The sequence below is a fragment of the Ruegeria sp. CH2 genome (genome assembly GCF_056537065.1).
On record NZ_JBQFQV010000001.1, the window covers coordinates 750,085 to 776,510 of the forward strand.

Here is a 26,426-nt window from a genome sequence, read left to right on the forward strand (position 1 = left end):
GGCCCTCAATTCGACCAATGGGACCGGCGGACATTTCCATGCCAATCTTCCGTGGCAAGGCTGACCTGAACCTGTGAACCACCTTGGGGCGCGGGCCAGGATTGGCCAATCGCGAACCCGGCAACGCCGGCCAAAACTATAGCCAGGATCATACGTGAACGCAGGTCGGGTATCCGGGGTGCAATATCTGCATGTGACATCTGTGTCTCCTGTTTCAGCTTTCAGGAACCACAAATGGGATGTGGAGAGACATAAGTGAAACGAATGTTTGTTTGAACCATCATCAAATTTTTTGATATTAAAAGAAGGTAAGAGCTCTGCCGCCATGCGGCCCGAAGGCGGCAGGGATCTTGCGCAGTCTGTGAAACACCCATTCGTTCTCACCTTCCCGTTACGCGTGTGACTTAAGGGTTGTGACCCAAGGGGCAAATACACAGTATTGGGCGTGTTCCCCCGTACCATTCAAGGAGCCGACATGCCCACGGAACGCATCACTTTTGCCGGACATGACGGCAGCCAATTGGCGGCGCGACTGGATTTGCCGGACGGACCGGTGCTGGCTACGGCCCTGTTCGCCCACTGCTTTACCTGCTCCAAGGATATCCCGGCCGCCCGGCGCATTTCTGCCCGACTGGCTGCCATGGGCATTGCGGTGCTGCGGTTCGATTTCACCGGACTGGGCCATTCCGAAGGCGAGTTTGCCAATACGACCTTCACTTCGAATGTCGAGGATCTGATTTCAGCCGCGCAATATCTGGCTGGTCGAAAAATGGCACCTGCCCTGCTGATCGGCCACTCGCTTGGGGGCGCGGCGGTGTTGCGGGCGCGGGCTGGTATTCCGACTGTAAAAGCCGTCGTGACATTGGGTGCACCGGCTGACCCCGCCCATGTGTCGCATCACTTTGAGGCGGCGCTGCCTCAGATCGAAGAGGATGGCAGTGCCGAGGTCTCTTTGGGTGGTCGCCCCTTCCGCATAGGTAAAGCTTTTGTGGACGACATTGCCAAATCGGCCCTGTCATCTGCAATCGCCGACCTCAAAGCCGCCCTGTTGATCCTTCATGCCCCACGCGACGAAACGGTCAGCATCGACAATGCGAGCGCGATCTTTCTGGCCGCGAAACACCCCAAAAGCTTTGTAACTCTCGACGACGCCGATCATCTGATCACGCGCGCCTCTGACGCCGAATATGCAGCGGATGTTATTGCCGCTTGGGTTTCACGCTATGTGAAACTGTGCCCACCCGCTCCGCCACCGGGAGCGCCAGAGGGCGTTGTGCGCATAACCGAAGCAGATCCGGGCGGGTTCATGCAGGATATTCAGGCGGGTCCAAACCACCATCTGGTCGCGGATGAGCCCGCATCTTACGGCGGTACGGACAAGGGCATGTCGCCTTATGGCTTTGTCTCGGCCGGTTTGGGGGCCTGCACATCGATGACAATACGCATGTACGCCCGGCGCAAAGGCTGGCCCCTGACAAATGTCAGCGTCGATGTGTGTCATGACAAGGTTCACGCACAGGATGCCGGATTGGTGAATGATGGCAAGGTGGACCAGTTTCGCCGGAAAATCCGCCTGAGCGGCCCGCTGGATCAGGAGCAAAGGCAACGTTTGCTTGAGATTGCGGACAAGTGCCCGGTTCACCGGACGCTCGAAGGCTCGGCCCACATAACGACCGAGCTTCTTTCATAAGAAAGGCCGCCTGACAGGCGGCCTTTTGTTCCTTAGCGCCGCGGGCCCGGTCGATGAATGGGCGGGCGGGCAACCGGCGGACGCGCGACAGGTGGGCGCGGGCGCGCGGGAGGTTTGGCCACAGGCGGTCTCGGACGCTCGGGACGCACTGGTCGATCAGGTCGGTTGGGACGATCAACGTCAATATCCACATTAACGTCATGGTAGTAGTCGTTCCAAAGCATCGAGTCGTAAAACGGGTCATACCCGTACCCGACCCCAACCGTCACACCGTCACAGGCCGACAGCGTCAAAGTCGCGATCCCCAACCCCAGCGCAAGGGACATCCGTTTGATCAGTCTGATGCTCATCGCTCCCTCCCTCACTGAAGTGCCCGGAACGACGCGAATACGGCGTTCAGATCATCTGCATAAATCGGGTCTGCCCCGTCCCGCAGAATAGCAACTGCGATGGCAACCCGGCCTTGCGGAAGGTCAATGACGGTGGCGGTAAAGCTTACTCCCTTGCCGTCCCGGTGCCCGGTGCCCCGAAACACGCGGGCTGGCAACCCGCCAATACGGGTATCGCTGGTGCTGGTCGTCGTCGGGTCTTTGACCAGAAACTTGTCGATATCCTGCAAGTACCGGACGCCGCCCTGAATTGTTCCAACCCCCGCAGGTGATACGAAACCCATCCACACTGCGTCGTCTGTCACCGGCCGGAGCCCCATAACCCGCGCGACCGCGCGGGCATCGCCCAGTTCGGTATCCTCAATCTCGCGCGGGCCGCCGGTGCGAAGGATCCAGAAGTCGGGTACGTCAAACCGAAAAAGCGCTCGGCCTTCCTCGGTGTAGGTCACGGGTGTGTCAGCCAGTGCTGGTGCAGCTGCGCCGACGCAAAAAGCACCACAGAGGGCAAGTATCGAACGTGAAAACAAACGCATATCTCAATAACCTGATTATTTCCTTCCTTTCAGATTGAACAGTCAATGTGCTGTTTGTCCAGCATCGCTTGGCAGCAAGGTCAAGACGGGCATCAACCCCAACTGGCTGCATGATCCGGTGAGAACTAATGCGGGTACAAAACCTGCCTTGTAGCGGCACCCTGCCCGTCACTGCCTTGCCATATCCTTTGCAAGACAGTTTCCCGAACCCGTCTGCTGCTGAAAAGCCCGAACAGACGGCAAGAATCAGGGCAAACCGTCTCATATGCGCTCTCGCATCTTGTTCCCTACCTCGCACGCAGCTAAACCCCGCGCCAACGCCTCATCCAATCTGCAAAAAAGGTGCCGTCGCCTATGATTCCCCGTTATTCCCGCCCCGACATGGTCGCCATCTGGTCGCCTGAGACCAAGTTCCGCATCTGGTACGAGATCGAGGCGCACGCGTGCGACGCCATGGCGGATCTGGGCGTGATCCCGCGCGAAAATGCGGACGCTGTCTGGAAAGCCAAGGATGTGGAATTCGATGTCGCCCGCATCGACGAGATCGAGGCCGTCACCAAGCATGACGTTATCGCCTTCCTGACCCATCTTGCAGAGCATGTCGGCAGTGAAGAGGCGCGTTTTGTGCATCAGGGCATGACCAGCTCGGACGTTCTGGACACTTGTTTCAACGTACAGCTGACCCGCGCCGCCGACATCCTGATTGCCGATTTAGAAGGGCTTCTGGCCGCGCTCAAGCGCCGCGCGTTGGAACATAAGGACACGGTTCGTATCGGACGCAGCCACGGCATCCACGCCGAACCGACAACCATGGGTCTGACCTTTGCCCGCTTCTACGCCGAGATGGACCGCAACCTGTCCCGGATGCGCGATGCACGTGCGGAAATCGCCACCGGAGCGATCAGCGGCGCGGTTGGTACCTTTGCCAATATCGACCCGCAAGTCGAGGAACATGTCTGTGACAAGCTGGGTCTGGTGCCTGAGCCGATCAGCACGCAGGTCATTCCGCGCGACCGCCACGCGGCCTTTTTTGCAACGCTGGGCGTCATCGCCAGCAGCATCGAGAACATCGCCATCGAAATCCGCCACATGCAGCGGACCGAGGTACTGGAGGGGGCTGAGTTCTTCTCGATGGGCCAGAAAGGCTCTTCGGCGATGCCGCACAAGAAAAACCCGGTGTTGACTGAGAACCTGACCGGTCTGGCGCGCATGGTCCGCGCGGCCGTAATACCGGCGATGGAGAATGTTGCGCTCTGGCACGAACGCGATATCTCGCACTCATCGGTCGAGCGCATGATCGGGCCGGACGCCACAATCACGCTGGATTTTGCCTTGGCCCGCCTGACAGGCGTGATCGACAAGATGCTGATCTTCCCTGAGAACATGATCGAGAACATGAACAAGTTCCCAGGCCTTGTGATGAGCCAGCGCGTTTTGTTGGCCCTGACCCAGGCAGGTGTCAGCCGTGAGGACGCCTATGCCATGGTACAGCGCAACGCGTTGAAGGTTTGGGAACACCGCACCGACTTCAAGGAGGAACTGTTGGCGGATGCTGATGTAACTGCCGCACTCAGCCCTGCGGAGATTGAAGAGAAATTCGACCTCGGGTATCACACCAAGCATGTCGATACGATCTTTGCGCGCGTGTTTGGCGAATAACGGTTATCTTTTCAGTCTGTTAGCCGGGGGTGCTCTGCCATATGCAGAGCACCCCCTTGCTTTTTGCCAGATCAACGGAAATGCGGTATCCTGCATGTGCTTTTTCCATACGAGGGAAACATCATGATCCGAACACTCCTAAGCGCATTGGCACTGGTTCTTGTGGCCTCGGTCGGGCTTGCCTGCGAAGAGCATTCCAAACAGACCCAATCCTGCGCACCCGGTACGGCCTGGGATACTGAAACAAAAAGCTGCGCGAAATCTGTCAACAGCTGACAATTTTTGTCCAGTTCGTGAATAAAAGCGACCGTTCCACTGTTAGCTTTTTTGTAGATCACACTATGATTTCAATAAGAGCCCCGAGAACGGAGTAAAGAAATGCGCCTTTTGTTAGCTTCTGCCCTTGCCTTGCAAGCCTTTGCCTTCGCGCCAGCTGTCCATGCCGCAGGCGGTGACAGCAGCAGCCCGCCGAAACCTACGAATACGACCAAGAAATGCCTGTTCGGCCGTGTATATGACGAAACCCGTGGAAAATGCGTCAAACCCGACAAGTCAAACCTGACCGATGATCAGCTGTATAATGCGGTCCGCGAACTGGCGTATGACGGGCAATACGGGCACGCTCAGGACATTCTGCGCATCATGGATCAGGACGACGATCGTGTCCTGACCTATTGGGGTTTCACCTATCGCAAAATGGGCGAGCTGGAACTGGCAAATGTCTTTTATCAAAACGCGATCAATGCCAATCCAGACAATCTATTGGCGCGCAGCTACATGGCGCAGGGGTTTGTGTCCGAAGGCCGAACCGATCTGGCGATCGAGCAATGGCGTGAAATAAAGGCCCGCGGCGGCGAAGGCACATGGGCCGAGGCGTCGCTGCGCGAAGCGATCCGAACGGGCCTGACATACAGCTATTAAGGTTCAGGGTTATTTAACCCGACTCTCTCTAATCTGCCTGTGGTTCGAAAACTTTGGCTCCACAGGCAGATGCAGAACACCAACGCATTAATTCAAACGGTTCAAGGGGCTTCGGCCCCGTTTTCCGCAGAGGGTGGCGACAACCCGCGCCTTGTTCCCCGATCTTTGACCAGCCGTCAGAAGGCAGCTGTCGTCGTGCGCCTGTTGTTGAACGAAGGCGCCGATCTTCCGTTGGAGGAACTTCCCGATGACCTGCAAGAAAAACTGACACACCAATTGGGGGAAATGGGCCTTGTGGACCGGGTGACTCTGGGTGCTGTGGCACAGGAATTCAGCGAAGCCCTGGACAATGTCGGTCTGGCCTTTCCACATGGGCTTGCCGGAGCCTTGGATGCCGTCAGCGGAAAGATCACGCCCGCAACAGCGGCGCGTTTGCGCAAAGTTGCCGGAGTTCGCCAGATCGGTGATCCCTGGCAAAGGTTGCGCGACATTCCGGCCCAGGACCTTGCGGCCATGGCACAGGCGGAAAGCACTGAAGTGGCCGCTGTGATGCTTTCAAAAATGGATACAGCACAGGCGGCACAGATGCTGGGCCACATGCCGGGTCCGGTGGCGCGGCGGATCACCTACGCAATTTCGAAAACAGCAAATGTCACACCCGAAGCGGTTGAGCGGATCGGCTGGTCACTGGCTGCTCAACTGGATCAGCGGCCTGTTCAGGCCTTCAATGACGGTCCGGGCGCGCGTGTGGGTGCGATTCTGAACCAGTCTGCGTCCGCCACGCGCGACGACCTGCTGAACGCGCTGGATGAGGACGACGCCGATTTTGCCGATCTGGTGCGCCGCTCGATCTTTACCTTCGCCCATATCTCCAGCCGGATTTCCCCACGTGATGTTCCAGCCATATTACGGGAAGTCGATCAGCCTGTTCTGGTCGCGGCCCTTGCTGGTGCCGCCGCGGATGATGACAAGGCATCTGTCGAGTTTCTGCTGTCGAATATCTCCTCTCGCATGGCAGAAAACCTGCGCGAGGAAATCGCGGAACGCGGGCGGGTCAAGCAATCTGAGGCCGAAGATGCCATGACCCAGATCGTTGGGACGGTTCGTACCTTGTCTGACGCCGGAACAATTGCGCTGATTGAAAAGGAAGACGACGAAAACACGGGTTGAGGCAGGAAAAGGCGCACCCGCCAGATCGTTAGGGCAGCCATTTCGCCAGGGTGCTTGAGGTTACGGGTACCGGGTTGTATGTCTGAGGCAACATTTCGCAACACGCGGTGAGACACCTCCATGCCCGTCGAAAAGTCGGAGCTCAGCCGGTTTGAGCTTGGAAAATACTATGTCGCCAATCTGCTCCTGCAGGGAATCATCGGCGCTATGCGCCTGCTTCCTTATGAAAGGCGCATAGCAACCATGGGTGCAATCATGAAAACCCTTGCGCCCGTCGTTGGATTTCGCACCCGTGTCCGCCGGAATCTAAAGCTCACCTGCCCTGAATTGTCTGACGCCGAGATCACAAAGATCTATCGTGACGTGTCGGATAATGCCGGTCGGGCAATAATGGAGCATTTCTCACCCGAAGGTTTCATCGAACGTCAGGTGAACGCCAAGATATCCGGGCCCGGTATTGCTGCGTTTGACGCCGCGATTGCCGAAGGGCGTCCGGTGATGATGATCACGGCGCATTTCGGTCACTATCTGGCCGCGCGTGTTGCCCTGCAGAAACACAGCGGCAAGCCGATTGGATGCCTCTACCGGCGGATGGCCAATCCCTATTTCAACGACGCCTATGTCGAAGCCTTTTACAAAACCGGCGCGCCGATGTTCGAACAGGGGCGGCGTGGTATGGTCGAAATGGTCCGGTCACTCAAGAACGGTGGAATCATTGCCATCGTGTCCGACCTGCATGCGCTGGGGGGCGAAGAGCTGACATTCTTTGGCAAGCCTGCCGTGACATCCGTGCTGAACGCAGAGCTGGCCATCAAGTACAAGGCCGTACTGATACCGTGCTATGCCGTGCGCCAGCCTAATGGCATCGACTTTGAAATCATCCTGCATGATCCCGTTCCGCACACGGACCCAAAGACGATGACTCAGTTCACCAATGACGATCTGGAACAGATCGTGCGGCAGCATATGGGACAGTGGTTCTGGATCCATCGGCGTTGGAAAAGCTGGAACGGGCTTGGCGTTCAACCGGACGACATGCCCTGATCACTTGGCCCAAGACGCGGCAACTATTGGCCCGTGACCGGCCCTTTGCACAAGCACGACGGCTGGCAAGCCTGGTTCAAGCTGCGCCGAGTATGTCTGCGGCGTTTGCCCATCCCACCGGCCCGCAATCTGCCAGGTCTCGACAACATTGGCATAATCCAATTCCCGCCCTGCTAGTTCACCACGGCGGATCGAGGCATGGCGCAGAGGCGAATACTGAACGATACGCACGTCATAGGTCTCACCTTCGGGCAATTCTACAGGCGTCACACTCACGGTCACTTCGTCAGCGTCTCGGATTGCTGTCACCGCTGCCTCGGGGGCGGCCTTTAGATGCGCATCAATCAGACGGTCGAGCTCCTGAGCCTGAGCGCCGACAATATCGTGCTGACCATTTATGATCATCTGGGGCGTATAGATCATGGATTTTCCGTTTTCGCGGGCATAGGCCCGTTGCCGGAGCGTGTGATCAGGATCGGCATATTCGTCCTTCCAGCCGATGTAATCCCAATAGTCGACATGCAGCGCCAGCCCGATGACATCGTCGCGTTTAGCCAGCTCATGCATGATCCGGTCCGCCGGCGGGCAAGACGAACACCCCTGTGAGGTGAACAGCTCAACCACCACAGGATCCTCACCGGCCATGGACTGGGTGGCGAGCAGGCAGGATATCAGGGCGGTCAAAGCAGCGGGTCTGAACATAAAAACTCTCGGATAAAGCGGGTGTTCTCTGGGATAGCCGTTTTGCCCTTCAACCGCCAATCAACGTTTCTTGAGGGCGGTACTTGCAATTCTCCGCCTAAATGTGTGCAATGGTATACAAAATTGCAAATCCAGTGTCATTGAACCTTGAACCAGCGGCTTGGGTGATGCAGATAACATTCAGCGATGCCCGAAATCCAAGTCATTTGAGAAGGGAGGCCACCCGATGCCCATTAAAGTCGGACAGGATACCGCTAAGACACGCCGCAGCCTGAACGTGAATGGCAAATCCATTTCCTACTATTCGATCCCCGCCGCGCAGCAGGCCGGTTTGGGTGATTTCTCCAACCTTCCTGCCGCGTTGAAAGTCGTGCTGGAAAACATGCTCCGATTTGAAGACAGCGGCTTTTCGGTCTCGGTCGATGACATCAAGGCATTTGCCGAATGGGGTGCCAATGGCGGCAAGAACCCGCGCGAGATTGCGTACCGCCCTGCCCGCGTGCTGATGCAGGACTTCACCGGTGTTCCAGCGGTGGTCGATCTGGCTGCCATGCGCGACGGGATCAAGGGCCTGGGCGGCGACGCACAAAAGATCAACCCGCTGAACCCGGTCGACCTGGTTATCGACCACTCGGTCATGATCGACGAGTTCGGTAACCCGCGTGCGTTCCAGATGAACGTCGACCGCGAATACGAGCGCAACATGGAACGCTATCAGTTCCTGAAATGGGGTCAGAACGCGTTCAACAATTTCCGCGTTGTGCCTCCCGGCACCGGTATCTGTCATCAGGTGAACCTGGAATATCTGGCACAGACTGTCTGGACTGACACCGATCAGAACGGCGAAGAAGTTGCCTATCCTGACACGCTGGTTGGCACCGACAGCCACACCACCATGGTCAATGGCATGGCCGTTCTGGGTTGGGGCGTCGGCGGGATCGAGGCCGAGGCCGCAATGCTGGGTCAGCCGATCTCGATGCTGATCCCCGAGGTGATCGGCTTCGAGTTGACCGGCTCGATGGTCGAAGGCACCACCGGTACGGACCTTGTTCTGAAGGTTGTCGAAATGCTGCGCGCCAAGGGCGTGGTGGGCAAATTCGTCGAATTTTATGGCGAAGGGCTGGACCGCCTGCCGCTGGCTGACCGTGCAACCATCGCCAATATGGCGCCGGAATACGGCGCGACCTGCGGCTTCTTCCCGATCGACGGCGAGACCCTGCGCTACATGCGCAACACTGGCCGCGACGAAGACCGCATCGCGCTGGTCGAAGCCTATGCCAAGGAAAACGGGTTCTGGAGAGGCCCGGATTATGCGCCGATCTACACGGACACGCTATCGCTGGACATGGGCTTGATCGTTCCTGCAATTTCAGGACCGAAACGCCCGCAGGACTACGTCGCACTGACCGACGCCAAGGCCGCTTTCACCAGGGAAATGAAAGAGACCTTCAAGCGCCCCATGGGCAAGGAAGTCGCCGTCAAGGGCGAAGACTACACCATGGAGTCGGGCAAGGTTGTAATTGCTTCGATCACCTCCTGCACCAACACTTCGAACCCTTACGTGATGATCGGTGCTGGCCTTGTGGCCCGCAAAGCCGCAGCGCTGGGTCTGAACCGCAAGCCTTGGGTCAAAACCTCGCTGGCACCCGGTTCGCAGGTTGTATCGGCCTACCTTGAGGCCGCTGGACTGCAAGATGATCTGGACAAGGTTGGTTTCAACCTTGTTGGGTACGGCTGCACCACCTGCATCGGCAACTCGGGCCCGATCCAGAAGGAAATCTCGGAAGCCATTGCCGAGGGCGATCTTGTCGCCACGTCGGTTCTGTCCGGCAACCGGAACTTCGAAGGCCGTATCTCACCGGATGTCCGCGCGAACTACCTGGCTTCACCGCCGTTGGTTGTTGTCTATGCGCTGGCAGGTACGCTCGACATCGATCTGACGTCCGAGCCCATCGGTCAGGACAAGGATGGCAACGACGTCTTCATGAAGGACATCTGGCCAACCCAAAGCGAAATCGCGGAACTGGTTGAAGCGACCGTAACCCGCGAAGCGTTCCAGTCAAAATATGCGGATGTCTTCAAAGGGGATGAGAAATGGCAAAGCGTCGAGGTACCGCAACAGGAAACCTATGACTGGCCGCCAACGTCGACCTACATCCAGAACCCGCCCTATTTCCAGGGTATGGGGGCGGAACCGGGCACGATCTCGAACATCGAAGGCGCTAAAGTTCTGGCCATTCTGGGCGACATGGTGACCACCGACCACATCTCACCTGCGGGATCATTCGCAACCACGACGCCGGCTGGCAAATATCTGACCGACCGTCAGGTTCAGCCACGTGAATTCAACTCATACGGCTCGCGACGGGGCAATCACGAAGTCATGATGCGCGGTACCTTTGCCAATATCCGCATCAAGAACGAGATGTTGGACGGAGTTGAAGGCGGATATACCAAAGGTCCGGATGGTGAACAGACTTCGATCTACGATGCCTCGATGGCCTATCAGGCCAATGGCACTCCGCTAGTCGTGTTTGGTGGCGAACAATACGGCGCAGGCTCAAGCCGCGACTGGGCGGCCAAGGGCACCGCACTGCTGGGCGTCAAAGCCGTGATTGCAGAAAGCTTTGAGCGAATCCACCGGTCCAATTTGGTCGGCATGGGCGTGATCCCGTTCGAATTCACCGGTGGAGATACCCGCAAAACCCTGGGTCTGAAGGGGGACGAAACCGTCTCGATCCATGGGCTGGATACGGTCGAGCCGCTGCAGGTCGTGCCCTGCACCATCACCTATGCAGACGGGGCTGAGACAACCATCCAGTTGAAATGCCGGATCGATACCGCGCCTGAGATCGAATACATCGAAAACGGCGGTGTGCTGCATTACGTGCTGAGAAATCTGGCGAAGGCCAACTAAGCCTAACCGGTCTGGACAAATGACAGGGGCGCCTGCGGGGCGCCCTTTCCTTTTCTGTATTTCAGTATCCCGTTCACGCATTTTTAAGTGGATTCCTTGACCCTGCTACAAAAACCGGAGAAGCGTATGCAGGAAGTCGTCATTGTCAAATCCACGCCCCTGCCGGGGAAATTCGCGGCGCTTGCCAAACTGATCGGGGATCTGGTTGCCGAAACCCGAAAATTCCCCGGATGTCGTGCCGCTTATCTTCTGCTCTCGCCCGCAAACAACGAACAAGTCGTTGTTCACATCTGGGAAAACCCCGACGCGCTTGAAGCCTACCTGAACTGGCGTGCCGACAAAGGCGATTTTCTGCGAATCAACGATTTTCTTGAGGTCGAGCAGGATTTCCAAACCTACCAGCTCGCCTGAACCAGAGGTTGAAAGACCCTACTCTGCCGCTTTCTCAAGCGCAGGCCGGATGGTGTTTTCGATGACACGTTGCGTGATCGGGCCTGCAAAGCGCAGAATGATCGTTCCATCACCGTCGATCACGTAGGTCTCGGGAACACCGTACAAACCCCAATCAATCGCCATGCGGCCCTGTTCGTCGCGGCCGATGGCAGTGTACGGATCGCCAAGATTATCCAGGAAAGCCACGGCATTGCTCAGCTTGTCTTTGTAGTTAATGCCGTAAACCGGGATGCCTTCAGCTGCCAATGCCTCAAGGTTGGGATGCTCGGCACGGCATGGCGCGCACCAACTGGCCCAATAGTTGACCAGCTTGACCTCTCCGTCGCGCAGCGTTTCGTCGTCGAAAAGGGTCTTTCCCGGAAACTCGGTTAGAACCACGGGCGGCGCTGGTTGCCCTTCGCGGGCCGAGGGTAAGGCGTTGGGATCTTCGCGAAACATGCCGATGCCTGCGAGAACCGCAAATGCGCCAAAAATCAGAGGCGGCGCAATCATAAGGGGCGAGACTTTAGCCATTGCGCGACATCCTCTGTTCGACCTTCTCCATTTCCGCGCGCACCTTGCGCCCGCGCATCACGCTGAACGCAACTAGCGCCACGATAAGAGCGATGGAAACAGCATAAGACGACAAAACAGCGTCTGCATATTTTCCAAGATCGGGGATCATCCGCCTACCCTTTCCCGTGCCTGTAGCGCCTTGATACGACGGGCGCGAATTTCCGTTCCGGTGCGGTACAACACCAAGGCGATGAACAGCAGAACAAATCCGATGATGCAGGCCAGCAGAGGGTAGAAAAAGACATTGCTGACTTTCTCTTCCGTATCCGCCCCGGTAACGGCCCCGGCCCGCATGACCGATGCGCCCTGATGCAGGCCCTGATTCCAGAAATTCACCGCATACCGGCTGAGGATCGCAAAGACCGACCCAACCAGGCACAGAACCGAGGTCAGATCGGCTGCGGTATCAGGATCCTCGATAGCTTCCCACAAGGCGACATAGCCAAGGTAGAACAGAAACAGGATCAGAAACGATGTCAGGCGCGGATCCCAGGCCCACCATGTGCCCCACATGGGCTGTCCCCAGATGGCCCCGGTCAGCAGCGCAATCAGGGTCATTACAATCCCGATCGGTGCAGCAGCCCGTGCCGCAAGCGCGCTGACATGGTGGCGACGCACCAGCCAGACCAATGAGGTGGCCAGCATCATCAGCCAGCAATTGATCGCCATCAGGGCCGCCGGAACATGCAAATAGATGATCTTGACCGTCGACCCCTGCTTGTAGTCGTCCGGTGTAAAGAAAAAGCCCCAGGTCAGACCGACAACGATGCAGAGGATCGAGACGATCCAGAAAAACGGCAGGACCCGTTCGCTGGTTTCAAGAAACTTGCGCGGGTTGGCATATTCCCAGAGGGCGTTGGCTTTGGCTGCGATTGACATGGGCCCTATCTAGTCCGAGTTGGGGTGGTTCTCAATTGACATCCATCAAACTTGTCGCGGTTCACCGCAGATTGATACGTAGCACGGCAGCGCTGGCAAAGGGCAACAATGCGATGGTTGCCGCCGTGATCCCGGCCAGCATCAGCAGTGGCGTCTGCACCTCCATCCCTGTTGCTCCACGCCGGGCAACTTCGGCCCCGAAAATCAGGGTGGGGACGTAAAGCGGCAACACCAGAAGCGACAGCAATAGCCCGCCACGTTTCAGACCAACGGTGAGCGCAGCACCAAATGTCCCGATGACGCTCATGGCCGGGGTACCGATCAGGAGCGAGATCACCAGCCAGAAAAACCCCGGTAGCGGCAGGTTCAGCAAGACACCCAGAAACGGCGCGGCCAGAACCAGCGGCAGACCAGTGGTCAGCCAGTGGGCCAGCGCCTTGACTGTGACAACCGATTCAAGCGGCAGCGGTGCCGTGGCCAGCAGGTCGAGCGAGCCGTCTTCCCAGTCCAGTGCCAGCAGGCGGTCAAGCGACAGAAGGCAGGCCAGCAAGGCCCCCAGCCAGAGCACACCGGGCGCAATCGTGGACAGCAGCGAGGATTGCGGCCCCACGGCAAATGGCACCATCACAGTCACGATCAGGAAAAAGGCCAGACCCAGCCCAAACCCGCCGCCTGCGCGGAAAGCCAGTTTCAGGTCGCGCAGCAACAGGGCGATCACAGGAAACCTCCGTCGAAATCGTCGATGGGTTTGGGTTTGGCCTTGTTAGGACCGACGTCCAGAACCTCGCCATCAAGGCCAAGGTCGATATGGGTCGCGATCAGGGCTGACCCGCCCTGCCCCAGATGTGCCCCCACCGCATCGGCAAACATTTGCACCGCGTTCCTGTCCAGCGAGACGGTCGGTTCGTCCAGCATCCAGATTGGCCGCCCTGTGACCAGCATCCGCGCCAGCCCCAACCGCCGTTTCTGGCCCGCCGACAGATTGCCGGCGTGACGGTCGGCGAGTTCGTTCAACTCAAAAGCGTCCAGCGCCGGCTGGATGTCATATGTACCAAAGACCGCTGCCCAGAATGTCAGGTTTTCAGTCACCGACAATGTCGGTTTGAGCCCGTCCGAATGGGACGCGTAGGCGATCCGGTCCTCGGCCCCTTCGATCTTGCCTTCCAGCGGAGGCTGCAAGCCAGCCAACGTGCGCAGAAGCGTCGTTTTGCCGATCCCGTTTGGGCCCCGCAGGATCAGAGCCTTGCCCGGCGACAGCTGAAAGCTGAGGCCCTCAAGGACGGGAACACCGCCACGTGTGATCGACAGATCTGTTACAGTCAAAGTCATGAGACCCGCTTAGCGGATTGTCCGCAGGGGCAAAAGGCGAGATTTGCCGCAGGATGCCAGCGCACCACAGCTGGCACATGTCGGAGTGAGGGGCCAGCCCCTCACACTCCCCGGGATATTTTTGGCCAGATGAAGAGAATCCCGTCAGACAGGGATCAGGGCAAGTGCGATGCGGCGACCTTCGGCGAGCAGCACATTGTAGGTGCGGCAGGCGGCGGGGGAGTTCATGATTTCAACACCAAGTCCGACATTTTCCAACTCAACCCGTAGCGATTGGGGGATGTGGGCCATGTCTGCGCCCGTGCCGATAAGCAGGACGTCGATCCTGCCCGCCAGGTCCAGAAGGGGGTGTCGGTCGTCATAGCCGCCCCACTCTGCCGGGCCTGCCGGGCCTGTCAGGACAGCGCCGTGGAAGACATCGCCGCCAATTCGAAAAAAACCGGGGCCATAACCGTCTATGGGTTTGGCATCTGTAAAAGTAATCTGATTCAGACGCATGATGTCCCTTCTTCAATCCAGAAGCGGCAGTCCGGAAATGACCGCAATCAGGATGACCGAATAGGCCGCGAGGCGGTAGATCCGTTCCAGTTTCGGGTCGAACAATGCTTTGCCGATAAGCGTAGTGATCAGATAAGGCACACACAGCAGCAGGACAATCCATAGGATCGACAAATCTGCGGCACCGCTGATGAGGATGTTGAAAACGATGACAACGTCGAGCAATGCCAGAAAAATGATGGTGTTGGCACGAATCTTGCGCACATCTGTGGAACTGGCCAGATAGAACACGATGACAACCGGGCCGGTCAGCCCGGTCATGCCGCCGACAACGCCTGCGCTACCGCCGATGGCGAGACGTCCGGGCAGTCCCAGTTTACCCTCCCACCGCCAGCCAGTAACCACGGCCAGCAGGGTCAGACCGGTAATGCCGCAAACAACCCAGCGCAGCGCAACCGAGTCCACCTGCACCATGATCCACAGCCCCAGCGGCACGGTTATCGTTGCGGCAAAGCCCAGAGTGCTGATTTCGACCTTGTCACAATCCCGCCACGCCTGCGGAGCCAAGGCAAAGGTTGATGCAATACCGGTGGCGGCCATCAGAAAGACCACTTCTGCAATAGGCAGGAACTGGGTCGCCACCGGCACAAAGATCATCGCGGTGCCAAAGCCTGTGAAGCCGCGGACAAGTCCCGCGGCTCCGATGGTAAGGATCAGCCAAGTGAGGCCCGGCAGGGCCAAGGCCTGTTGTAGAGCCTCAGGCATCAATATTGGCAAACTGGTTGCCCGCCGTATTCGACGGTTTGGACCAGTCGCGCTTGACCCCCAGCCACAGCAGGATGGTTGAGGCCACGAAGACCGACGAATAGGTCCCGACAACGACACCCCAGATCATCGCGAAGACAAATCCGCGGATGACGTCCCCACCCAGCAGATAAAGCGAGATCAGCGCCAGTAAAGTTGTGACCGAGGTCATCACCGTTCGGCTCAGGGTTTCGTTGATCGATACGTTCAGAACCTCTTTCAGGTCCTTCTTTTTGTATTTCCGCAGATTCTCGCGCACCCGGTCGAAGACGACAACCGTGTCGTTCAGCGAATAGCCGACGATGGTCAGCAGCGCCGCGATGATCGCCAGATCGAAGCGGATTTGCAGTTCCGAGAAGATGCCGATGGTCAGGATCACATCGTGCACCAATGCGGCAACTGCCCCCAGTGCAAACTGCCATTCAAAGCGCAGCCAAATGTAGACAAGAACGGCGCCGATGGCCAAGACAACCGCGATAACAGCAGTCTGGATCAGCTCGCCCGACACTTTTGGGCCAACGGATTCGACGCTTTCAAAGGGCAGTTTTAGTCCGGGGTCTGCGGCAGCCAGCGCTTCGCCGACCTGGGTGATCACATCTGCGGTGACCGCTTCGGCGTCTTCCTGAGCCTGAATACGGATCATCGCGACATTTTCATCGGGACCGAAGCTTGGATCAAAAATCTCGGTGATGGTGACGTCACCCAGTTGCAGCGGAGACAAAGCATCGCGGTATACACCCACGTCGATTGCATGATTGCTTTGGGTCCGGATCGTGGTTCCACCGCGGAAATCGATGCCGAAGTTCAGCCCCTGCAGCAGAAATGAGGTGAACGCAATCACCATCATCAGGCCGGAGATTCCAAGCCAGATTTTCCAACGATTGAAGAAGTCGAACGAGGTGTTCTGCGGTACGAGTTTCAGTCTCATGTCAAACCTCGATCGTTTTCGGTCGGCGGCGTTCGAACCACATGACAACCATCAGGCGCGTCACGAAGATCGCGGTGAAGACGGATGTCAGGATACCCAGGCCCAGAGTGATCGCGAACCCGCGCACAGGGCCGCTGCCCATGGCAAACAGGATAACGGCGGTGATGAAAGTGGTTATGTTGGCGTCCAGAATGGCCGACAACGCCTTTTCATAGCCCAGATCGATGGCGCGGGCCGGACCTCTGGCGGATTTCAGTTCTTCGCGGATGCGCTCAAAGATCAGCACGTTGGCATCCACTGCCATACCGACCGTCAGAACGATCCCCGCAATCCCCGGCAGTGTCAGTGTTGCGCCGATCAGGGACAGCAAGCCGAACAACAGGCCCACGTTGATGATCAGCGCGATATTGGCGAAGACACCGAACAGGCCATAGCTGAGCGCCATGAATACCAGCACCGCGACAAAGGCCACGATTGTGGCAACTTTACCTGCGTCGATACTGTCCTGCCCCAGTTCGGGGCCGATGGTGCGTTCTTCCAGGAACTCCAGCCCCGCAGGCAAAGCACCGGCACGCAGCAGGACGGCCAGATTGGTGCTTTCCTCAACGGTGAAGTTACCGGTGATGATGCCCGACCCGCCCGGGATATGGCTTTGGATCACGGGGGCCGAGATCACTTCGTCATCCAGCACGATGGCAAAGGGTGCGCCGATATTGTCACGGGTATAATCCCCGAACTTGCGCGCACCGGATGTGTTGAACCGGAAGTTGACCGCAGGGCGGCCGTTCTGATCGAAGGACGGCTGGGCGTCGACCAGTTCCTCTCCTGTCACGACCGGAGCGGATTCGATGTTGTAATAAACTTCGTTTTCGTCAATCGACGGCACGATTTTTTCACCGACGCCTGCGACGGCATCCGGATCGGTTCCGCGCCCGACAACCGGATTAAACGTCAACTGTGCCGTTGTTCCGATAATTTCCTTAAGTTCGCCCGCACTGCCGATACCCGGCACCTGAATCAGGATGCGATCCGTCCCCTGACGCTGGATTGTGGGCTCTCGCGTACCGACTTCGTCGATCCGGCGGCGGATGATTTCCAGCGCCTGACGCACCGTGCGATCATCCGAGGCCAGTTTTTCTGCCTCGGACAGTTGAACAACAATCGTGTCGCCATCCGCACGGGCTTCGATATCTGTGGCACCTACACCTGTCAGTGTCTGCACCTGCCGGGCCAGACCGCGAACAACCTCCAACGCCTGTGGCATTCCTTCGGGCTGGCTGATGCGCACGCGAATCTCATCCGCGGCCGAGTCCTGACGGCGGATGGTTCCCACCGTGGCACGTTCATCGCGCAGCGCGTCGCGGATTTCCGGCCACATCGCCTCCATCCGGGATTCGTAGACGTCCTGCACCTGAACTTCAGCCAGCAGATGCGCACCGCCGCGCAGGTCGAGGCCAAGATTGACCAGGGATGACGGCAGCCAGTTCGGCCATTGCGCGGCTTCAGCCTGTATCTGCGGCGTGTCATTGCCCAGCTCGATCGCAGCCTTGGCGTCGTTGGATTGCTCGACCCGCGTGTAAAACGCGTTTGGCAGGGCCATGAGCAGACCGGTCACGCAGACCAGCCAGATCAGAACCCGCTTCCAGGTATCAAATTGCAGCATTACCCTGCCTTTTCAAGGAATTGTCGCGCGAAGTTACTTCGCCGGCTCGGTCTTGTTAAGAACCTGGGCGATGGTCGATTTGACCACGCGAATCTTGACGCCCTCGGCGATTTCGACCTCGATCTCGTTATCGCCTTCCTTGACCTTCGATACCTTGCCGATCACGCCGCCTTGCGTGATCACCTGATCACCCCGACGCACGGCATCAACCATGGCCTGATGTTCCTTCATCTTCTTTTGCTGCGGACGGATCAGCAGGAAATACATGATCGCGAAGATCAGGATCAGCGGGAGAAACTGGGCGATTGCGCCACCATCCATGGGACATTCCTTTGTTCTAGTCTTGCGGCACAGTTCCGCAAATTTGGGCGGAACCTATGCTTTGAAATGTCGGTTTGCAAGCAAAGGCGGTCATGTAACCCACTTGAATACAGGCATGTCCCGGCAACTACGGGCAAAGCGTTGCAGATATGTCCTAGGAACATAACCGAAACCGGGTATAGTTTATCTGAAGGGGGACACATGACACGGCCACTCAAGCCTTTCCTTTCGTTGCTTTATTTACTGACTGCCCTGTCGGTGAGCGTGTGGCTGTCTGGTGCGGCCTTGTCGCAGGAAGCACCCGCTGAATCGCCCCTGTCCGAGACTTCGGAATCGGACACGTTCATGGCCCCGGTCATCGTGGACGGGGACGTTCTGTTTCAGGTGCGAGGATCAAGCGCTCTGCCTGCTCCGGAGCGCGCCGAGGACGTACAGAACAAGATCATTGCGGTTGCGGAAGCGTCGGAAGCACCTTTGGTCGAGATCACATATGAAGAGACCGAATTTGGCATCTGGATTCTGGCCGATGGCCAAAGAATCTCGATCGTTACTAAAGCTGACTCTGAACTGGATCAGATGGAACTAAGTGTTCTGAGCGTTTTGCATGGCAATGCGATCAAACAATCCATTGAGGCGTATCGAGCCAACCGAACCGATCAGGCGCGCGTTTCCGGTGCTATCGAAGCGGCTGCCTGGACGTTGGGATTTGCCCTGTTTGTTGTCACAATCCTGTGGCTGCACCGTCGGATCAGGCGTCGCACATTGAAGCTGGTAAAACGCTACTTAAAGGATGTCGAAACGGCGACAGCCAAAAGCGTTCAGGCCGAAGCAATCGCGGCCCTTATCCGCTATGGTCTGAACTTCGTGCTGCTGATCATCTTCTTTCTCGGTTTCTACTATTACCTGTCCTTTGTTCTTTTGGCTTTTGCGGAAACCAGATATTTCGCACAGCTTCTGCTAACCTATCTGACCGAGCCGGTGCTGCTTATCTTCCGGGGCATCCTCAGCTATATCCCCAATCTGATTATGCTGGGCCTGATCACATGGGTCACGCTGTATATCATCAAAGGTCTGCGCGTGTTCTTTGATGCGGTCGAAGCCGGTTCGTTCGAAATGGGTGATTTCGAAAAACACTGGGTCAACCCGACGTTCAACATTGCCCGTGTCGTCGTTATTCTGATCGCGCTGGTTTTTGCGGTTCCCTATATTCCGGGCTCAGACTCGGCCGCGTTCCAGGGGTTAACCCTTCTGGTCGGCGCCATGCTGTCTTTGGGCGCGAATTCAGTCGTGTCCAACATGCTGGCCGGGCTGTTTGTGATTTACCGCAGGTCTACCTCAATCGGCGACCGTATCCAAATCGGAGACCATATCGGCGATGTCGTTCAGATCAAACTGATGGAGACCCATCTTAAGTCGATCAAGAACGAACTGATTTCAATCCCCAATGCACAGTTGATGAATTCAGATGTCGTGAACTTTTCGAAGAAAACTGATGGTAACGGGCTGTTGCTGCACACGACCGTTGGCATCGGCTACGAAGAACCCCCTGAAAAGGTTGAGGCGATGCTGATTGAGGCCGCCAACCGCACCAAAGGTATCAAGGCCAATCCTGAACCTTTTGTGCTGTGGACGGCGTTGGCCGACTACGCGATCAACTATCAGATCAACGGCTATACCACCCGCGGCAGCATCATTCCCAAAATCCGTTCGGACCTGCATCGAAACATTGTTGCGGTATTTAACGAAAACAATGTGCAGATCATGACGCCTTCTTATGTGGCTGACCCGCCTGAGCCTAAAATACCGGCCGGGGCATGGGAGGGCCATCTGGCGCATGAAACCCACGAAGACGCTGATAAGTCGTAACCGGTGCTACACCCTGCCCCGCAGATGGTGCATAAGCGGGTTCAGTGATTCACGCATTCAAGGATCTGAGACATGCACGACATCCGCGCCATTCGCGAAAACCCTGCCGCTTTCGACGCCGCCCTAGCGCGCCGTGGGGACGCGCCGGTGTCGTCAGATCTGCTGAGGCTGGACGAAAGCCGGCGTGCCAAGATTCTGGCAGCCGAAACCGCACAGGCCGAACAAAACAAGGCCAGCAAGGAAGTCGGTGCAGCCAAAGGGCGCGGCGACGGGGCTGAATTCGAACGCCTGCGGGCGCTGGTCGCCGAGAAAAAGGCCGAAGTCGCCCGGATGCAGACCGAGGCCAAGGATCTGGATGCCTTGCTAACCGATCAACTGGCCCGCATCGCCAACCTGCCCGCCGATGACGTGCCGCAAGGCGCGGACGAAAACGACAATGTCGAAGTCAACCGCTGGGGCACCCCGCGCGATTTCAGCTTTGCACCGAAAGAGCACTACGACATTCCCGCCGTCGCAGCCGCAATGGATTTCGAAACCGCCGCCAAAACCAGCGGCAGCCGGTTTGTGAACCTGTCCAAGGGGGTTGCCCGGCTCCACCGTGCGCTGGCCCAGTTCATGTTGGACACACATATCGACAAGAACGGGCTGACAGAAATGCAGACACCGGTTCTGGTTCGGGATGAGGCGATGTATGGCACTGATAAACTGCCTAAATTCGGTGACGACAGCTATCAGACGACCAATGGCTGGTGGCTGATCCCGACCTCCGAGGTCACGCTGACCTATTCAGTGGCCGGTGACATTCTTGAAGAGTCTGCCCTGCCCATCCGTATGACCGCCCATACCGTCTGTTTCAGGTCCGAGGCCGGAAGTGCGGGCAAGGACACCGCAGGGATGCTGCGCCAGCACCAGTTCGAAAAGGTCGAGATGGTCTCGATCACCCATCCCGGCGCGTCAGATGACGAACAAAAGCGCATGTTGCGCTGCGCCGAGGATCTGCTGGAACAGTTGGGTATCCCCTATCGCACTGTTGTTTTGTGCACCGGTGATATGGGCTTTGGCGCGCGCCGCACCTATGACATCGAAGCGTGGCTGCCCGGACAGGACACCTATCGCGAGATCAGCTCGGTCTCGACCACAGGTGCGTTTCAGGCGCGTCGGATGAATGCCCGTTTCCGGCCTGAAAGTGGTGGCAAACCCGAATTTGTTCATACTCTGAACGGTTCCGGTCTGGCTGTCGGGCGTTGTCTGATCGCAGTTCTGGAGAATGGGCAGAATGAAGACGGCACTGTTTCGCTGCCCGAGGTACTTGGCCCCTATCTGGGCGGCAAGCTGACCCTGCAACTTGACGGTACTTTGGCCTGACACACAAAACCGGCACCGTCAGGCACCGGTTAGGACATCAACTGAAGGCGAAGAGGTTTTACTTCTTCGCTTTTTTCTTGTCCTTCTTCTTTCCGCCTATCTTGCCGTCTTTCTTTTTTCCGTCCTTTTTTGACTTTTTGTCCTTTTTGGACTTGGCTTTCACCTTGTCTTTGGCCTTGGAAAAGGCGGCTTCCATCTCTTTGCGCTTCTTCGCGGCTTTTTCGGCCTTAGCCTTGGCTTTGGCCTTTTTCTTTTCAGCAGCCTCGGCTTTTTCGGCGGCTGCTTTTTCTTCTGCCGCCTTGCGTGCGGCTTCCTCGACCCGTTTCTCGGCTGCGGCTGCGGCGATTGTTTTGCGGGGTGCGGCTTTGCGTGCGGTCGGTCTGCGCGTCGCGGGCGTCCGGGCCGCAGTTCGGCGTGTTGCCGGTTTCGCAGCAGGCGGTTTTGCAGCAACGGCATCTTTAGCAGATGCAATCAAAACCAGCGCGCGCGCCTCACCGATCCGAGGGACCTTGACCAAATCAGCAGGAGTGGCCTTGGCTATCGCCTCGGCCGTCTTGAAGCCATTGGCAACAAGGGCCTGGCCAAGTGCCTCTCCTACACCTTTTATGTCGGTCACTGCGGTCATTATAGGTCCTCTCTCTGTCTCGTTACCGACTCGTATATACAAAAGATACACGAGCCCGCAAGCTGTGTGGTGGTCGCCTCTGTTCTGCCAGCTTAGTTATGGGCAAGACCAGCGGCTCGGTTGTCTCTCGGAAAGGGTACAAGGCGCTTGGCATTTTCGTCCCATAGCTTCAGGTTCAATGCTGCCACGGCCTCGGGAAACTTGATCCGGCGAGGGGTGTATTCCGGCGGCAGGTTATAGTGGCAGGCACGCAGGCGATATGATGGGATACGCGCGTTGAAATGGTGGATATCATGCAACGTGATGCAAGCCACAGCCATATCGAACCACCATCCGAAATCCAGCGCGGATGACCCCTCAAGCGCTGCTGTCTGAGGATTCAGGTCAGGGCGGCGATCCCAATAGGTGTCTTCGAAGTTGTGCTGAAGATAAACGAGGAAGACGCCCAGCATTCCACCCAAAAAGGAAAACACCAGCCAGACCCAAATGCCCGTCATACCCGCGATCAGATACAACAATCCAAGAAAAACAACGATCGACAGGTTGTGCAACACCACACCTTTGGCGCCAAAACGCGCCGTATTCTTGGGCCAGCGGTATCGGATGAAGTAGGTGAACAACGCGCCGACCGGAACCAGGATGAACGGATTGCGATACAGCCTGTAAAACAAACGCGTTTTCCAATCAGCAGCATTCCACTCTCGCAGAGTCATCGTATGAATTTCACCCGTCTCGCGATGTTCAAGATTTCCGATGCCCGCATGGTGCAGATTGTGGTTCTGCTTCATCACCTCGAACGGGGCGAAAGTGAAAGGTGACAGGCCATGCCCTGCCCATTCGTTTTGAATCCGTGTTTCAAACAGAGAGTGATGCCCACAATCATGTTGCAGCACATAAAGCCGTACTGCGGCAAAGGCGAACACGATCCCGGCGGGTATCATGATGTACCAGCGATCAACAAAGGTGATCGCAAGGGTCAACGACGCAAAATACACCGCAAATGTGCCAAAATAACTTGCCGCGGCCAATCTGTTGTCCTGCACCGCGTAATGTCTTGTATGTTCCCTCAAATCCATCCAGCCGTCTCCTTACGATGGCCGTTCAGTTTTCTGTTCAAATCTAGGTGCGGCTAGTCCGCGTGCAAGCAGTGCGTGCCCAAACAAATGCACACGCATGAATGCTAGCGTGGAGAACAGAAACTGTCACGCCCCCGTGAGGTAAGATGCTGAAAATTGGCGCAGTTACGCGCGGCCCTTAAGATGTTTGGCCAGCGCGCCCGCATTTTTCTTGCGCCGCCCCTTATATGGGTTCTTGTCGCCCTGCCCGCGCAGCGTCAGCCGGATTGGGGTGCCAGGCATGTCAAAGTCCTGGCGCAACCCGTTGACCAGATAGCGGGTATAGCTTTCGGGCATCTTATCGGGATGAGAACACATCACAACAAAACCCGGCGGCCGCGTTTTCGCCTGGGTCATATAGCGCAGCTTGATGCGGCGGCCCTGTGGGGCTGGCGGCGGGTGTTGTTCCAGCATGGCAGTCAGCCACCGGTTCAACGCCGCGGTTGGCACACGGCGGTTCCAGACGTCATGGGCGCGCAGGATGGCAGCGCGCAATCTCTCAAGCCCGCGGCCCGTTTTCGCCGAGACGGTTACCAGAGGGGCTCCGCGCAGCTGCGGCAGCAAGCGATCGAAGGCTTCTTTCAGTTCCCGCAGCTTTTCCTGCTTGTTTTCCTCGACGTCCCACTTGTTTACAGCGACAACAACAGCCCGACCTTCGCGTTCGGCCAAATCGGCAATTCTCAGGTCCTGTTGTTCAAATGGAATGGCTGCGTCCAGCAGTACGACGACAACCTCGGCGAACTTCACCGCGCGCAGACCGTCTGACACCGAAAGCTTTTCAAGCTTTTCCTGTACCTTCGCTTTCTTGCGCATTCCTGCCGTATCAAAGATCCGCATCGGAGTGCTTTCTCCGTCCGGGTCGGCCCAATCGATCCGCAGGCTGATAGCGTCACGGGTGATCCCAGCCTCGGGCCCCGTCAACAGGCGGTCTTCGCCGATGATCTTGTTGATCAGCGTGGACTTGCCCGCATTCGGACGGCCAACCACGGCCACCTGCAAAGGCTTGGCAGCGGTGATCAGGGGCATTTCGCCCTCGCCGACTTCATCCAGCTCAATATCTGTTTCCGGGGCTTCTTCGACCTGTTTTTCCTCGGCGGCATCCGCCAATGGCATCAGCTGAGCATAAAGGTCGGTCATCCCCTCGCCATGTTCACCCGACATGCGCACCGGTTCACCCAGACCCAGATTGTATGCCTCGAGCACCCCGGCATCCGCTGCGCTGCCTTCAGCCTTGTTGGCCGCAAGGATCACGTGCTTGGACCGCTTGCGCAGGATTTCTGCAAACATCTCATCCGTGGGCGTCAGCCCGACCCGCGCATCAATCATAAACAGGCAGACATCGGCCATGTCCACGGCGCGCTCGGTCAGGCGGCGCATCCGGCCCTGCAAACTGTCATCTGTCGCGTCTTCAAGCCCGGCCGTGTCGATTACGGTAAATCGCAGATCGCCCAGACGCCCTTCGCCCTCGCGCAAGTCACGCGTCACACCAGGCTGATCGTCGACCAGCGCCAGACGTTTGCCCACGAGGCGGTTGAACAATGTGGATTTGCCCACATTCGGGCGCCCCACGATGGCGAGGGTCAGCGACATGATACTCTACTTTCAAGACTCAAGTTGCGCCCTTTAACGCATCTTGCCGTCAACGGAAAGCGTGTAGATCACCTTTGGTCGAAACAACATACAGCGTCTGCCCGGCCACAACGGGGGATGCTGTCGCGCCTCCGGGAACCTCAGCCTGATGTACCAGTGTTCCGTCAACTGGATTGAAGAACCGCAGATACCCGTCGTTGGACGCAACCACGATACGACCCCCGGCCAGAATTGGGCCGTAGTGCGCGAAGATCGGTCCCCGGCGGCCACGCTTGTCCTTGACAAAGCCCGGCAGGTCCTGCGCCCAGATGACAGACCCGTCCGCCGCGTTCAGGCGCACCAGCTGGCTGCGATCACTGATCAGGAAAATGCTGTTGCCCGCAGGCCAGACAGTATCGACCGCACCTTCGTCTGCTGTCCACCGGCGTTCACCGGAAGCGGCATCAAATGCGACGGTCCGGCCCGAGTGATTGCCGATGTAGATACTGTTGCCAACAACCATCGGACCGCCGGTCACATCGACGATCTGCGCCGCAGCTCGCCCGCGACGCCCCCCCGCCACAGACGCGTTCCATCGACGGATACCGCCGCGGCGGAATGTGGCGGCTACGTCGCCCGAGCCAAAAGCAAATACGGCCAGATCAGACGCAATTGCAGGCGCAGGCGCACCCAGAACGTTCCCGACGCTTGGTGTGCCTTCGAATTGCCAGGCTATGCGTCCGTCCTTGGTGTTTACAGCCCAGCCGGTTTCGTCTCCGGCCACAACGTATAACAGCCCGTCGTTCACCAGCGGTGCGCCGCTGCCAGTCGCTTCCAAGCGTTTTTGCCAGCGCACAGAACCCGATTTGGCGTCCAGCGCAGTCAGCCGACCGAACCCTGACGACACATAAAGGACGCCGTCGGCATAAGCCAAGCCACCACCTGTTGCGTCCGAGTCGCCATCACTTGGCGGGATCAGATCGGTTTCCCATGCCAACTGCCCCTGCTGGGTGACCGCTGAAACCGTCGCCCCTGAATCCAGTGTAAAGATCAATCCGCCCGCAACCACCGGCTCGGCGGTAATGCGCTGCTTGCGCGAGTCACCCTGCCCGATCGAAACTGACCAGATCCGCTGTGGCGTCGCGCGCAAAGCGGCATGCGTGGTCCGGTACGCGGGCGTTCCCGGACTTTGTGACCAGTTGGCGTTGACCTGTTGCCCCGGCAAGCTGATCGGTTGCGAGCCGCGCTTTTCGACCGTTTCCAGATCTGAAACAGGGCGAATATCCTCGCGTTCACCGGGCAGAATGGCTTCGGGCGGCTCACAGGCCGCCAATGCGGTCAGGGCCAGCGCCGCAAAAGGCATTCCCGTGCGGGAAAAAAATCTTTTTACCATGATACTCCGAACTCGCCTGTCGTTAAGTCTTTTGTCCC

28 protein-coding genes are annotated in these 26,426 nt (G+C 57.7%); 10 read left to right on the forward strand and 18 right to left on the reverse strand.

What is annotated here, in order from left to right; all coding sequences use genetic code 11:
- Positions 1-5 precede the first annotated feature (5 nt).
- Entirely contained in the window at positions 6-200 is a 195-nt protein-coding gene (locus ACR0M9_RS03740; protein WP_480485263.1) for a hypothetical protein, read from the reverse strand.
- A gap of 275 nt (positions 201-475) precedes the next feature.
- Between ACR0M9_RS03740 and ACR0M9_RS03745 the strand changes: the two genes are divergently transcribed.
- On the forward strand, positions 476-1,690 hold the full coding sequence (locus ACR0M9_RS03745; RefSeq protein WP_480485262.1) for a bifunctional alpha/beta hydrolase/OsmC family protein: 1,215 nt from the start codon (positions 476-478) through the stop codon (positions 1,688-1,690).
- A 32-nt stretch (positions 1,691-1,722) separates the two neighbouring features.
- Here ACR0M9_RS03745 and ACR0M9_RS03750 read toward each other — a convergent pair whose 3' ends face one another.
- Positions 1,723-2,040, reverse strand: a complete 318-nt coding sequence (locus tag ACR0M9_RS03750) for a hypothetical protein (protein WP_480772863.1) — start codon at positions 2,038-2,040, stop codon at positions 1,723-1,725.
- A gap of 11 nt (positions 2,041-2,051) precedes the next feature.
- The gene (locus tag ACR0M9_RS03755; protein WP_480772864.1) at positions 2,052-2,612 is read right to left on the reverse strand and encodes a hypothetical protein; all 561 of its coding nucleotides are present in this window, start codon (positions 2,610-2,612) and stop codon (positions 2,052-2,054) included.
- Between the two features lie 354 nt (positions 2,613-2,966).
- Here ACR0M9_RS03755 and purB point away from each other — a divergent pair, with 354 nt between their 5' ends.
- The 5 genes from purB (at position 2,967) to ACR0M9_RS03780 (ending at position 7,406) form a co-directional block, all read left to right on the forward strand.
- Positions 2,967-4,271, forward strand: coding sequence for an adenylosuccinate lyase (gene purB, locus ACR0M9_RS03760; RefSeq protein ID WP_480772865.1), 1,305 nt, complete (start codon positions 2,967-2,969; stop codon positions 4,269-4,271).
- 123 nt (positions 4,272-4,394) lie between these two features.
- Positions 4,395-4,547, forward strand: a complete 153-nt coding sequence (locus ACR0M9_RS03765; RefSeq protein ID WP_480504699.1) for a hypothetical protein — start codon at positions 4,395-4,397, stop codon at positions 4,545-4,547.
- A gap of 102 nt (positions 4,548-4,649) precedes the next feature.
- Positions 4,650-5,192 carry a tetratricopeptide repeat protein gene (locus ACR0M9_RS03770; RefSeq protein WP_267364901.1) on the forward strand — a complete coding sequence of 181 codons (543 nt, stop codon included), beginning with the start codon at positions 4,650-4,652 and terminating at the stop codon, positions 5,190-5,192.
- Between the two features lie 69 nt (positions 5,193-5,261).
- Positions 5,262-6,362 (forward strand): flagellar motor switch protein FliG, encoded by a 1,101-nt coding sequence (locus ACR0M9_RS03775; protein ID WP_480772866.1) that lies wholly within the window; start codon positions 5,262-5,264, stop codon positions 6,360-6,362.
- A 120-nt stretch (positions 6,363-6,482) separates the two neighbouring features.
- Complete coding sequence (locus tag ACR0M9_RS03780; protein WP_480480353.1) at positions 6,483-7,406, forward strand: lysophospholipid acyltransferase family protein; 924 nt, start codon at positions 6,483-6,485, stop codon at positions 7,404-7,406.
- Here ACR0M9_RS03780 and ACR0M9_RS03785 read toward each other — a convergent pair whose 3' ends face one another.
- A complete protein-coding gene (locus ACR0M9_RS03785) occupies positions 7,407-8,108 on the reverse strand; it encodes a DUF1223 domain-containing protein (RefSeq protein ID WP_480538141.1) in 702 nt (233 codons plus the stop codon).
- Between the two features lie 226 nt (positions 8,109-8,334).
- On the opposite strand from ACR0M9_RS03785, the gene acnA reads away from it, so the two are divergent.
- A complete protein-coding gene (acnA, locus tag ACR0M9_RS03790; RefSeq protein ID WP_480772867.1) occupies positions 8,335-11,025 on the forward strand; it encodes an aconitate hydratase AcnA in 2,691 nt (896 codons plus the stop codon).
- A 126-nt stretch (positions 11,026-11,151) separates the two neighbouring features.
- Positions 11,152-11,436: a putative quinol monooxygenase gene (locus tag ACR0M9_RS03795; protein WP_480772868.1), complete on the forward strand. Its 285-nt coding sequence runs from the start codon at positions 11,152-11,154 to the stop codon at positions 11,434-11,436.
- Positions 11,437-11,454: 18 nt separating this feature from the next.
- Here the strand turns inward: ACR0M9_RS03795 and ACR0M9_RS03800 are convergent, their stop codons facing one another.
- The 10 genes from ACR0M9_RS03800 to yajC form a co-directional block, all read right to left on the reverse strand.
- On the reverse strand, positions 11,455-11,991 hold the full coding sequence (locus ACR0M9_RS03800) for a DsbE family thiol:disulfide interchange protein (RefSeq protein WP_480772869.1): 537 nt from the start codon (positions 11,989-11,991) through the stop codon (positions 11,455-11,457).
- Positions 11,984-12,142 carry a heme exporter protein CcmD gene (ccmD, locus tag ACR0M9_RS03805; protein WP_209503508.1) on the reverse strand — a complete coding sequence of 53 codons (159 nt, stop codon included), beginning with the start codon at positions 12,140-12,142 and terminating at the stop codon, positions 11,984-11,986. Before ccmD ends, ACR0M9_RS03800 begins: the two co-directional genes overlap by 8 nt.
- A complete protein-coding gene (locus ACR0M9_RS03810) occupies positions 12,139-12,912 on the reverse strand; it encodes a heme ABC transporter permease (protein ID WP_267366837.1) in 774 nt (257 codons plus the stop codon). The genes ccmD and ACR0M9_RS03810 overlap by 4 nt, the downstream gene beginning before the upstream one ends.
- A gap of 61 nt (positions 12,913-12,973) precedes the next feature.
- Positions 12,974-13,630, reverse strand: a complete 657-nt coding sequence (ccmB, locus tag ACR0M9_RS03815; protein WP_480480342.1) for a heme exporter protein CcmB — start codon at positions 13,628-13,630, stop codon at positions 12,974-12,976.
- Positions 13,627-14,241, reverse strand: coding sequence for a heme ABC exporter ATP-binding protein CcmA (ccmA, locus tag ACR0M9_RS03820; protein ID WP_480480340.1), 615 nt, complete (start codon positions 14,239-14,241; stop codon positions 13,627-13,629). Before ccmA ends, ccmB begins: the two co-directional genes overlap by 4 nt.
- A 144-nt stretch (positions 14,242-14,385) precedes the next feature.
- Entirely contained in the window at positions 14,386-14,739 is a 354-nt protein-coding gene (locus tag ACR0M9_RS03825) for an Mth938-like domain-containing protein (protein ID WP_480480338.1), read from the reverse strand.
- Between the two features lie 12 nt (positions 14,740-14,751).
- On the reverse strand, positions 14,752-15,504 hold the full coding sequence (locus ACR0M9_RS03830; RefSeq protein WP_480480336.1) for a sulfite exporter TauE/SafE family protein: 753 nt from the start codon (positions 15,502-15,504) through the stop codon (positions 14,752-14,754).
- Positions 15,497-16,471 carry a protein translocase subunit SecF gene (gene secF / locus ACR0M9_RS03835; RefSeq protein WP_480480334.1) on the reverse strand — a complete coding sequence of 325 codons (975 nt, stop codon included), beginning with the start codon at positions 16,469-16,471 and terminating at the stop codon, positions 15,497-15,499. The genes ACR0M9_RS03830 and secF overlap by 8 nt, the downstream gene beginning before the upstream one ends.
- A gap of 1 nt (position 16,472) precedes the next feature.
- On the reverse strand, positions 16,473-18,134 hold the full coding sequence (secD, locus tag ACR0M9_RS03840) for a protein translocase subunit SecD (protein ID WP_480480332.1): 1,662 nt from the start codon (positions 18,132-18,134) through the stop codon (positions 16,473-16,475).
- A 33-nt stretch (positions 18,135-18,167) separates the two neighbouring features.
- Positions 18,168-18,455 carry a preprotein translocase subunit YajC gene (gene yajC, locus ACR0M9_RS03845; protein WP_209503494.1) on the reverse strand — a complete coding sequence of 96 codons (288 nt, stop codon included), beginning with the start codon at positions 18,453-18,455 and terminating at the stop codon, positions 18,168-18,170.
- Between the two features lie 201 nt (positions 18,456-18,656).
- Between yajC and ACR0M9_RS03850 the strand changes: the two genes are divergently transcribed.
- Both ACR0M9_RS03850 and serS read left to right on the forward strand, forming a co-directional pair.
- Complete coding sequence (locus tag ACR0M9_RS03850; RefSeq protein WP_480504676.1) at positions 18,657-20,321, forward strand: mechanosensitive ion channel family protein; 1,665 nt, start codon at positions 18,657-18,659, stop codon at positions 20,319-20,321.
- 72 nt (positions 20,322-20,393) lie between these two features.
- The gene (gene serS / locus ACR0M9_RS03855) at positions 20,394-21,686 is read left to right on the forward strand and encodes a serine--tRNA ligase (RefSeq protein ID WP_480772870.1); all 1,293 of its coding nucleotides are present in this window, start codon (positions 20,394-20,396) and stop codon (positions 21,684-21,686) included.
- 58 nt (positions 21,687-21,744) lie between these two features.
- On the opposite strand, the gene ACR0M9_RS03860 is transcribed toward serS, so the two are convergent.
- From ACR0M9_RS03860 to ACR0M9_RS03875, 4 genes are all read right to left on the reverse strand, one after another.
- On the reverse strand, positions 21,745-22,311 hold the full coding sequence (locus ACR0M9_RS03860) for a helix-hairpin-helix domain-containing protein (RefSeq protein ID WP_480480326.1): 567 nt from the start codon (positions 22,309-22,311) through the stop codon (positions 21,745-21,747).
- Between the two features lie 92 nt (positions 22,312-22,403).
- Positions 22,404-23,387, reverse strand: coding sequence for a fatty acid desaturase (locus ACR0M9_RS03865; RefSeq protein ID WP_480772871.1), 984 nt, complete (start codon positions 23,385-23,387; stop codon positions 22,404-22,406).
- Between the two features lie 165 nt (positions 23,388-23,552).
- Positions 23,553-25,016 carry a ribosome biogenesis GTPase Der gene (gene der / locus ACR0M9_RS03870; RefSeq protein ID WP_480772872.1) on the reverse strand — a complete coding sequence of 488 codons (1,464 nt, stop codon included), beginning with the start codon at positions 25,014-25,016 and terminating at the stop codon, positions 23,553-23,555.
- A 49-nt stretch (positions 25,017-25,065) separates the two neighbouring features.
- The gene (locus tag ACR0M9_RS03875) at positions 25,066-26,388 is read right to left on the reverse strand and encodes a PQQ-like beta-propeller repeat protein (protein WP_480772873.1); all 1,323 of its coding nucleotides are present in this window, start codon (positions 26,386-26,388) and stop codon (positions 25,066-25,068) included.
- Positions 26,389-26,426: the final 38 nt, after the last annotated feature.

Excerpts from the sequence above, each read along its gene's own strand:
- ACR0M9_RS03740 (WP_480485263.1), bottom strand. The coding sequence starts at position 200 with ATGTCACATGCAGATATTGCACCCCGGATACCCGACCTGCGTTCACGT.
- ACR0M9_RS03745 (WP_480485262.1), top strand. The coding sequence starts at position 476 with ATGCCCACGGAACGCATCACTTTTGCCGGACATGACGGCAGCCAATTG.
- ACR0M9_RS03750 (WP_480772863.1), bottom strand. The coding sequence starts at position 2,040 with ATGAGCATCAGACTGATCAAACGGATGTCCCTTGCGCTGGGGTTGGGG.
- ACR0M9_RS03755 (WP_480772864.1), bottom strand. The coding sequence starts at position 2,612 with ATGCGTTTGTTTTCACGTTCGATACTTGCCCTCTGTGGTGCTTTTTGC.
- purB (WP_480772865.1), top strand. The coding sequence starts at position 2,967 with ATGATTCCCCGTTATTCCCGCCCCGACATGGTCGCCATCTGGTCGCCT.
- ACR0M9_RS03765 (WP_480504699.1), top strand. The coding sequence starts at position 4,395 with ATGATCCGAACACTCCTAAGCGCATTGGCACTGGTTCTTGTGGCCTCG.
- ACR0M9_RS03770 (WP_267364901.1), top strand. The coding sequence starts at position 4,650 with ATGCGCCTTTTGTTAGCTTCTGCCCTTGCCTTGCAAGCCTTTGCCTTC.
- ACR0M9_RS03775 (WP_480772866.1), top strand. The coding sequence starts at position 5,262 with ATGCAGAACACCAACGCATTAATTCAAACGGTTCAAGGGGCTTCGGCC.
- ACR0M9_RS03780 (WP_480480353.1), top strand. The coding sequence starts at position 6,483 with ATGCCCGTCGAAAAGTCGGAGCTCAGCCGGTTTGAGCTTGGAAAATAC.
- ACR0M9_RS03785 (WP_480538141.1), bottom strand. The coding sequence starts at position 8,108 with ATGTTCAGACCCGCTGCTTTGACCGCCCTGATATCCTGCCTGCTCGCC.
- acnA (WP_480772867.1), top strand. The coding sequence starts at position 8,335 with ATGCCCATTAAAGTCGGACAGGATACCGCTAAGACACGCCGCAGCCTG.
- ACR0M9_RS03795 (WP_480772868.1), top strand. The coding sequence starts at position 11,152 with ATGCAGGAAGTCGTCATTGTCAAATCCACGCCCCTGCCGGGGAAATTC.
- ACR0M9_RS03800 (WP_480772869.1), bottom strand. The coding sequence starts at position 11,991 with ATGGCTAAAGTCTCGCCCCTTATGATTGCGCCGCCTCTGATTTTTGGC.
- ccmD (WP_209503508.1), bottom strand. The coding sequence starts at position 12,142 with ATGATCCCCGATCTTGGAAAATATGCAGACGCTGTTTTGTCGTCTTAT.
- ACR0M9_RS03810 (WP_267366837.1), bottom strand. The coding sequence starts at position 12,912 with ATGTCAATCGCAGCCAAAGCCAACGCCCTCTGGGAATATGCCAACCCG.
- ccmA (WP_480480340.1), bottom strand. The coding sequence starts at position 14,241 with ATGACTTTGACTGTAACAGATCTGTCGATCACACGTGGCGGTGTTCCC.
- ACR0M9_RS03825 (WP_480480338.1), bottom strand. The coding sequence starts at position 14,739 with ATGCGTCTGAATCAGATTACTTTTACAGATGCCAAACCCATAGACGGT.
- ACR0M9_RS03830 (WP_480480336.1), bottom strand. The coding sequence starts at position 15,504 with ATGCCTGAGGCTCTACAACAGGCCTTGGCCCTGCCGGGCCTCACTTGG.
- secF (WP_480480334.1), bottom strand. The coding sequence starts at position 16,471 with ATGAGACTGAAACTCGTACCGCAGAACACCTCGTTCGACTTCTTCAAT.
- secD (WP_480480332.1), bottom strand. The coding sequence starts at position 18,134 with ATGCTGCAATTTGATACCTGGAAGCGGGTTCTGATCTGGCTGGTCTGC.
- yajC (WP_209503494.1), bottom strand. The coding sequence starts at position 18,455 with ATGGATGGTGGCGCAATCGCCCAGTTTCTCCCGCTGATCCTGATCTTC.
- ACR0M9_RS03850 (WP_480504676.1), top strand. The coding sequence starts at position 18,657 with ATGACACGGCCACTCAAGCCTTTCCTTTCGTTGCTTTATTTACTGACT.
- serS (WP_480772870.1), top strand. The coding sequence starts at position 20,394 with ATGCACGACATCCGCGCCATTCGCGAAAACCCTGCCGCTTTCGACGCC.
- ACR0M9_RS03860 (WP_480480326.1), bottom strand. The coding sequence starts at position 22,311 with ATGACCGCAGTGACCGACATAAAAGGTGTAGGAGAGGCACTTGGCCAG.
- ACR0M9_RS03865 (WP_480772871.1), bottom strand. The coding sequence starts at position 23,387 with ATGGATTTGAGGGAACATACAAGACATTACGCGGTGCAGGACAACAGA.
- der (WP_480772872.1), bottom strand. The coding sequence starts at position 25,016 with ATGTCGCTGACCCTCGCCATCGTGGGGCGCCCGAATGTGGGCAAATCC.
- ACR0M9_RS03875 (WP_480772873.1), bottom strand. The coding sequence starts at position 26,388 with ATGGTAAAAAGATTTTTTTCCCGCACGGGAATGCCTTTTGCGGCGCTG.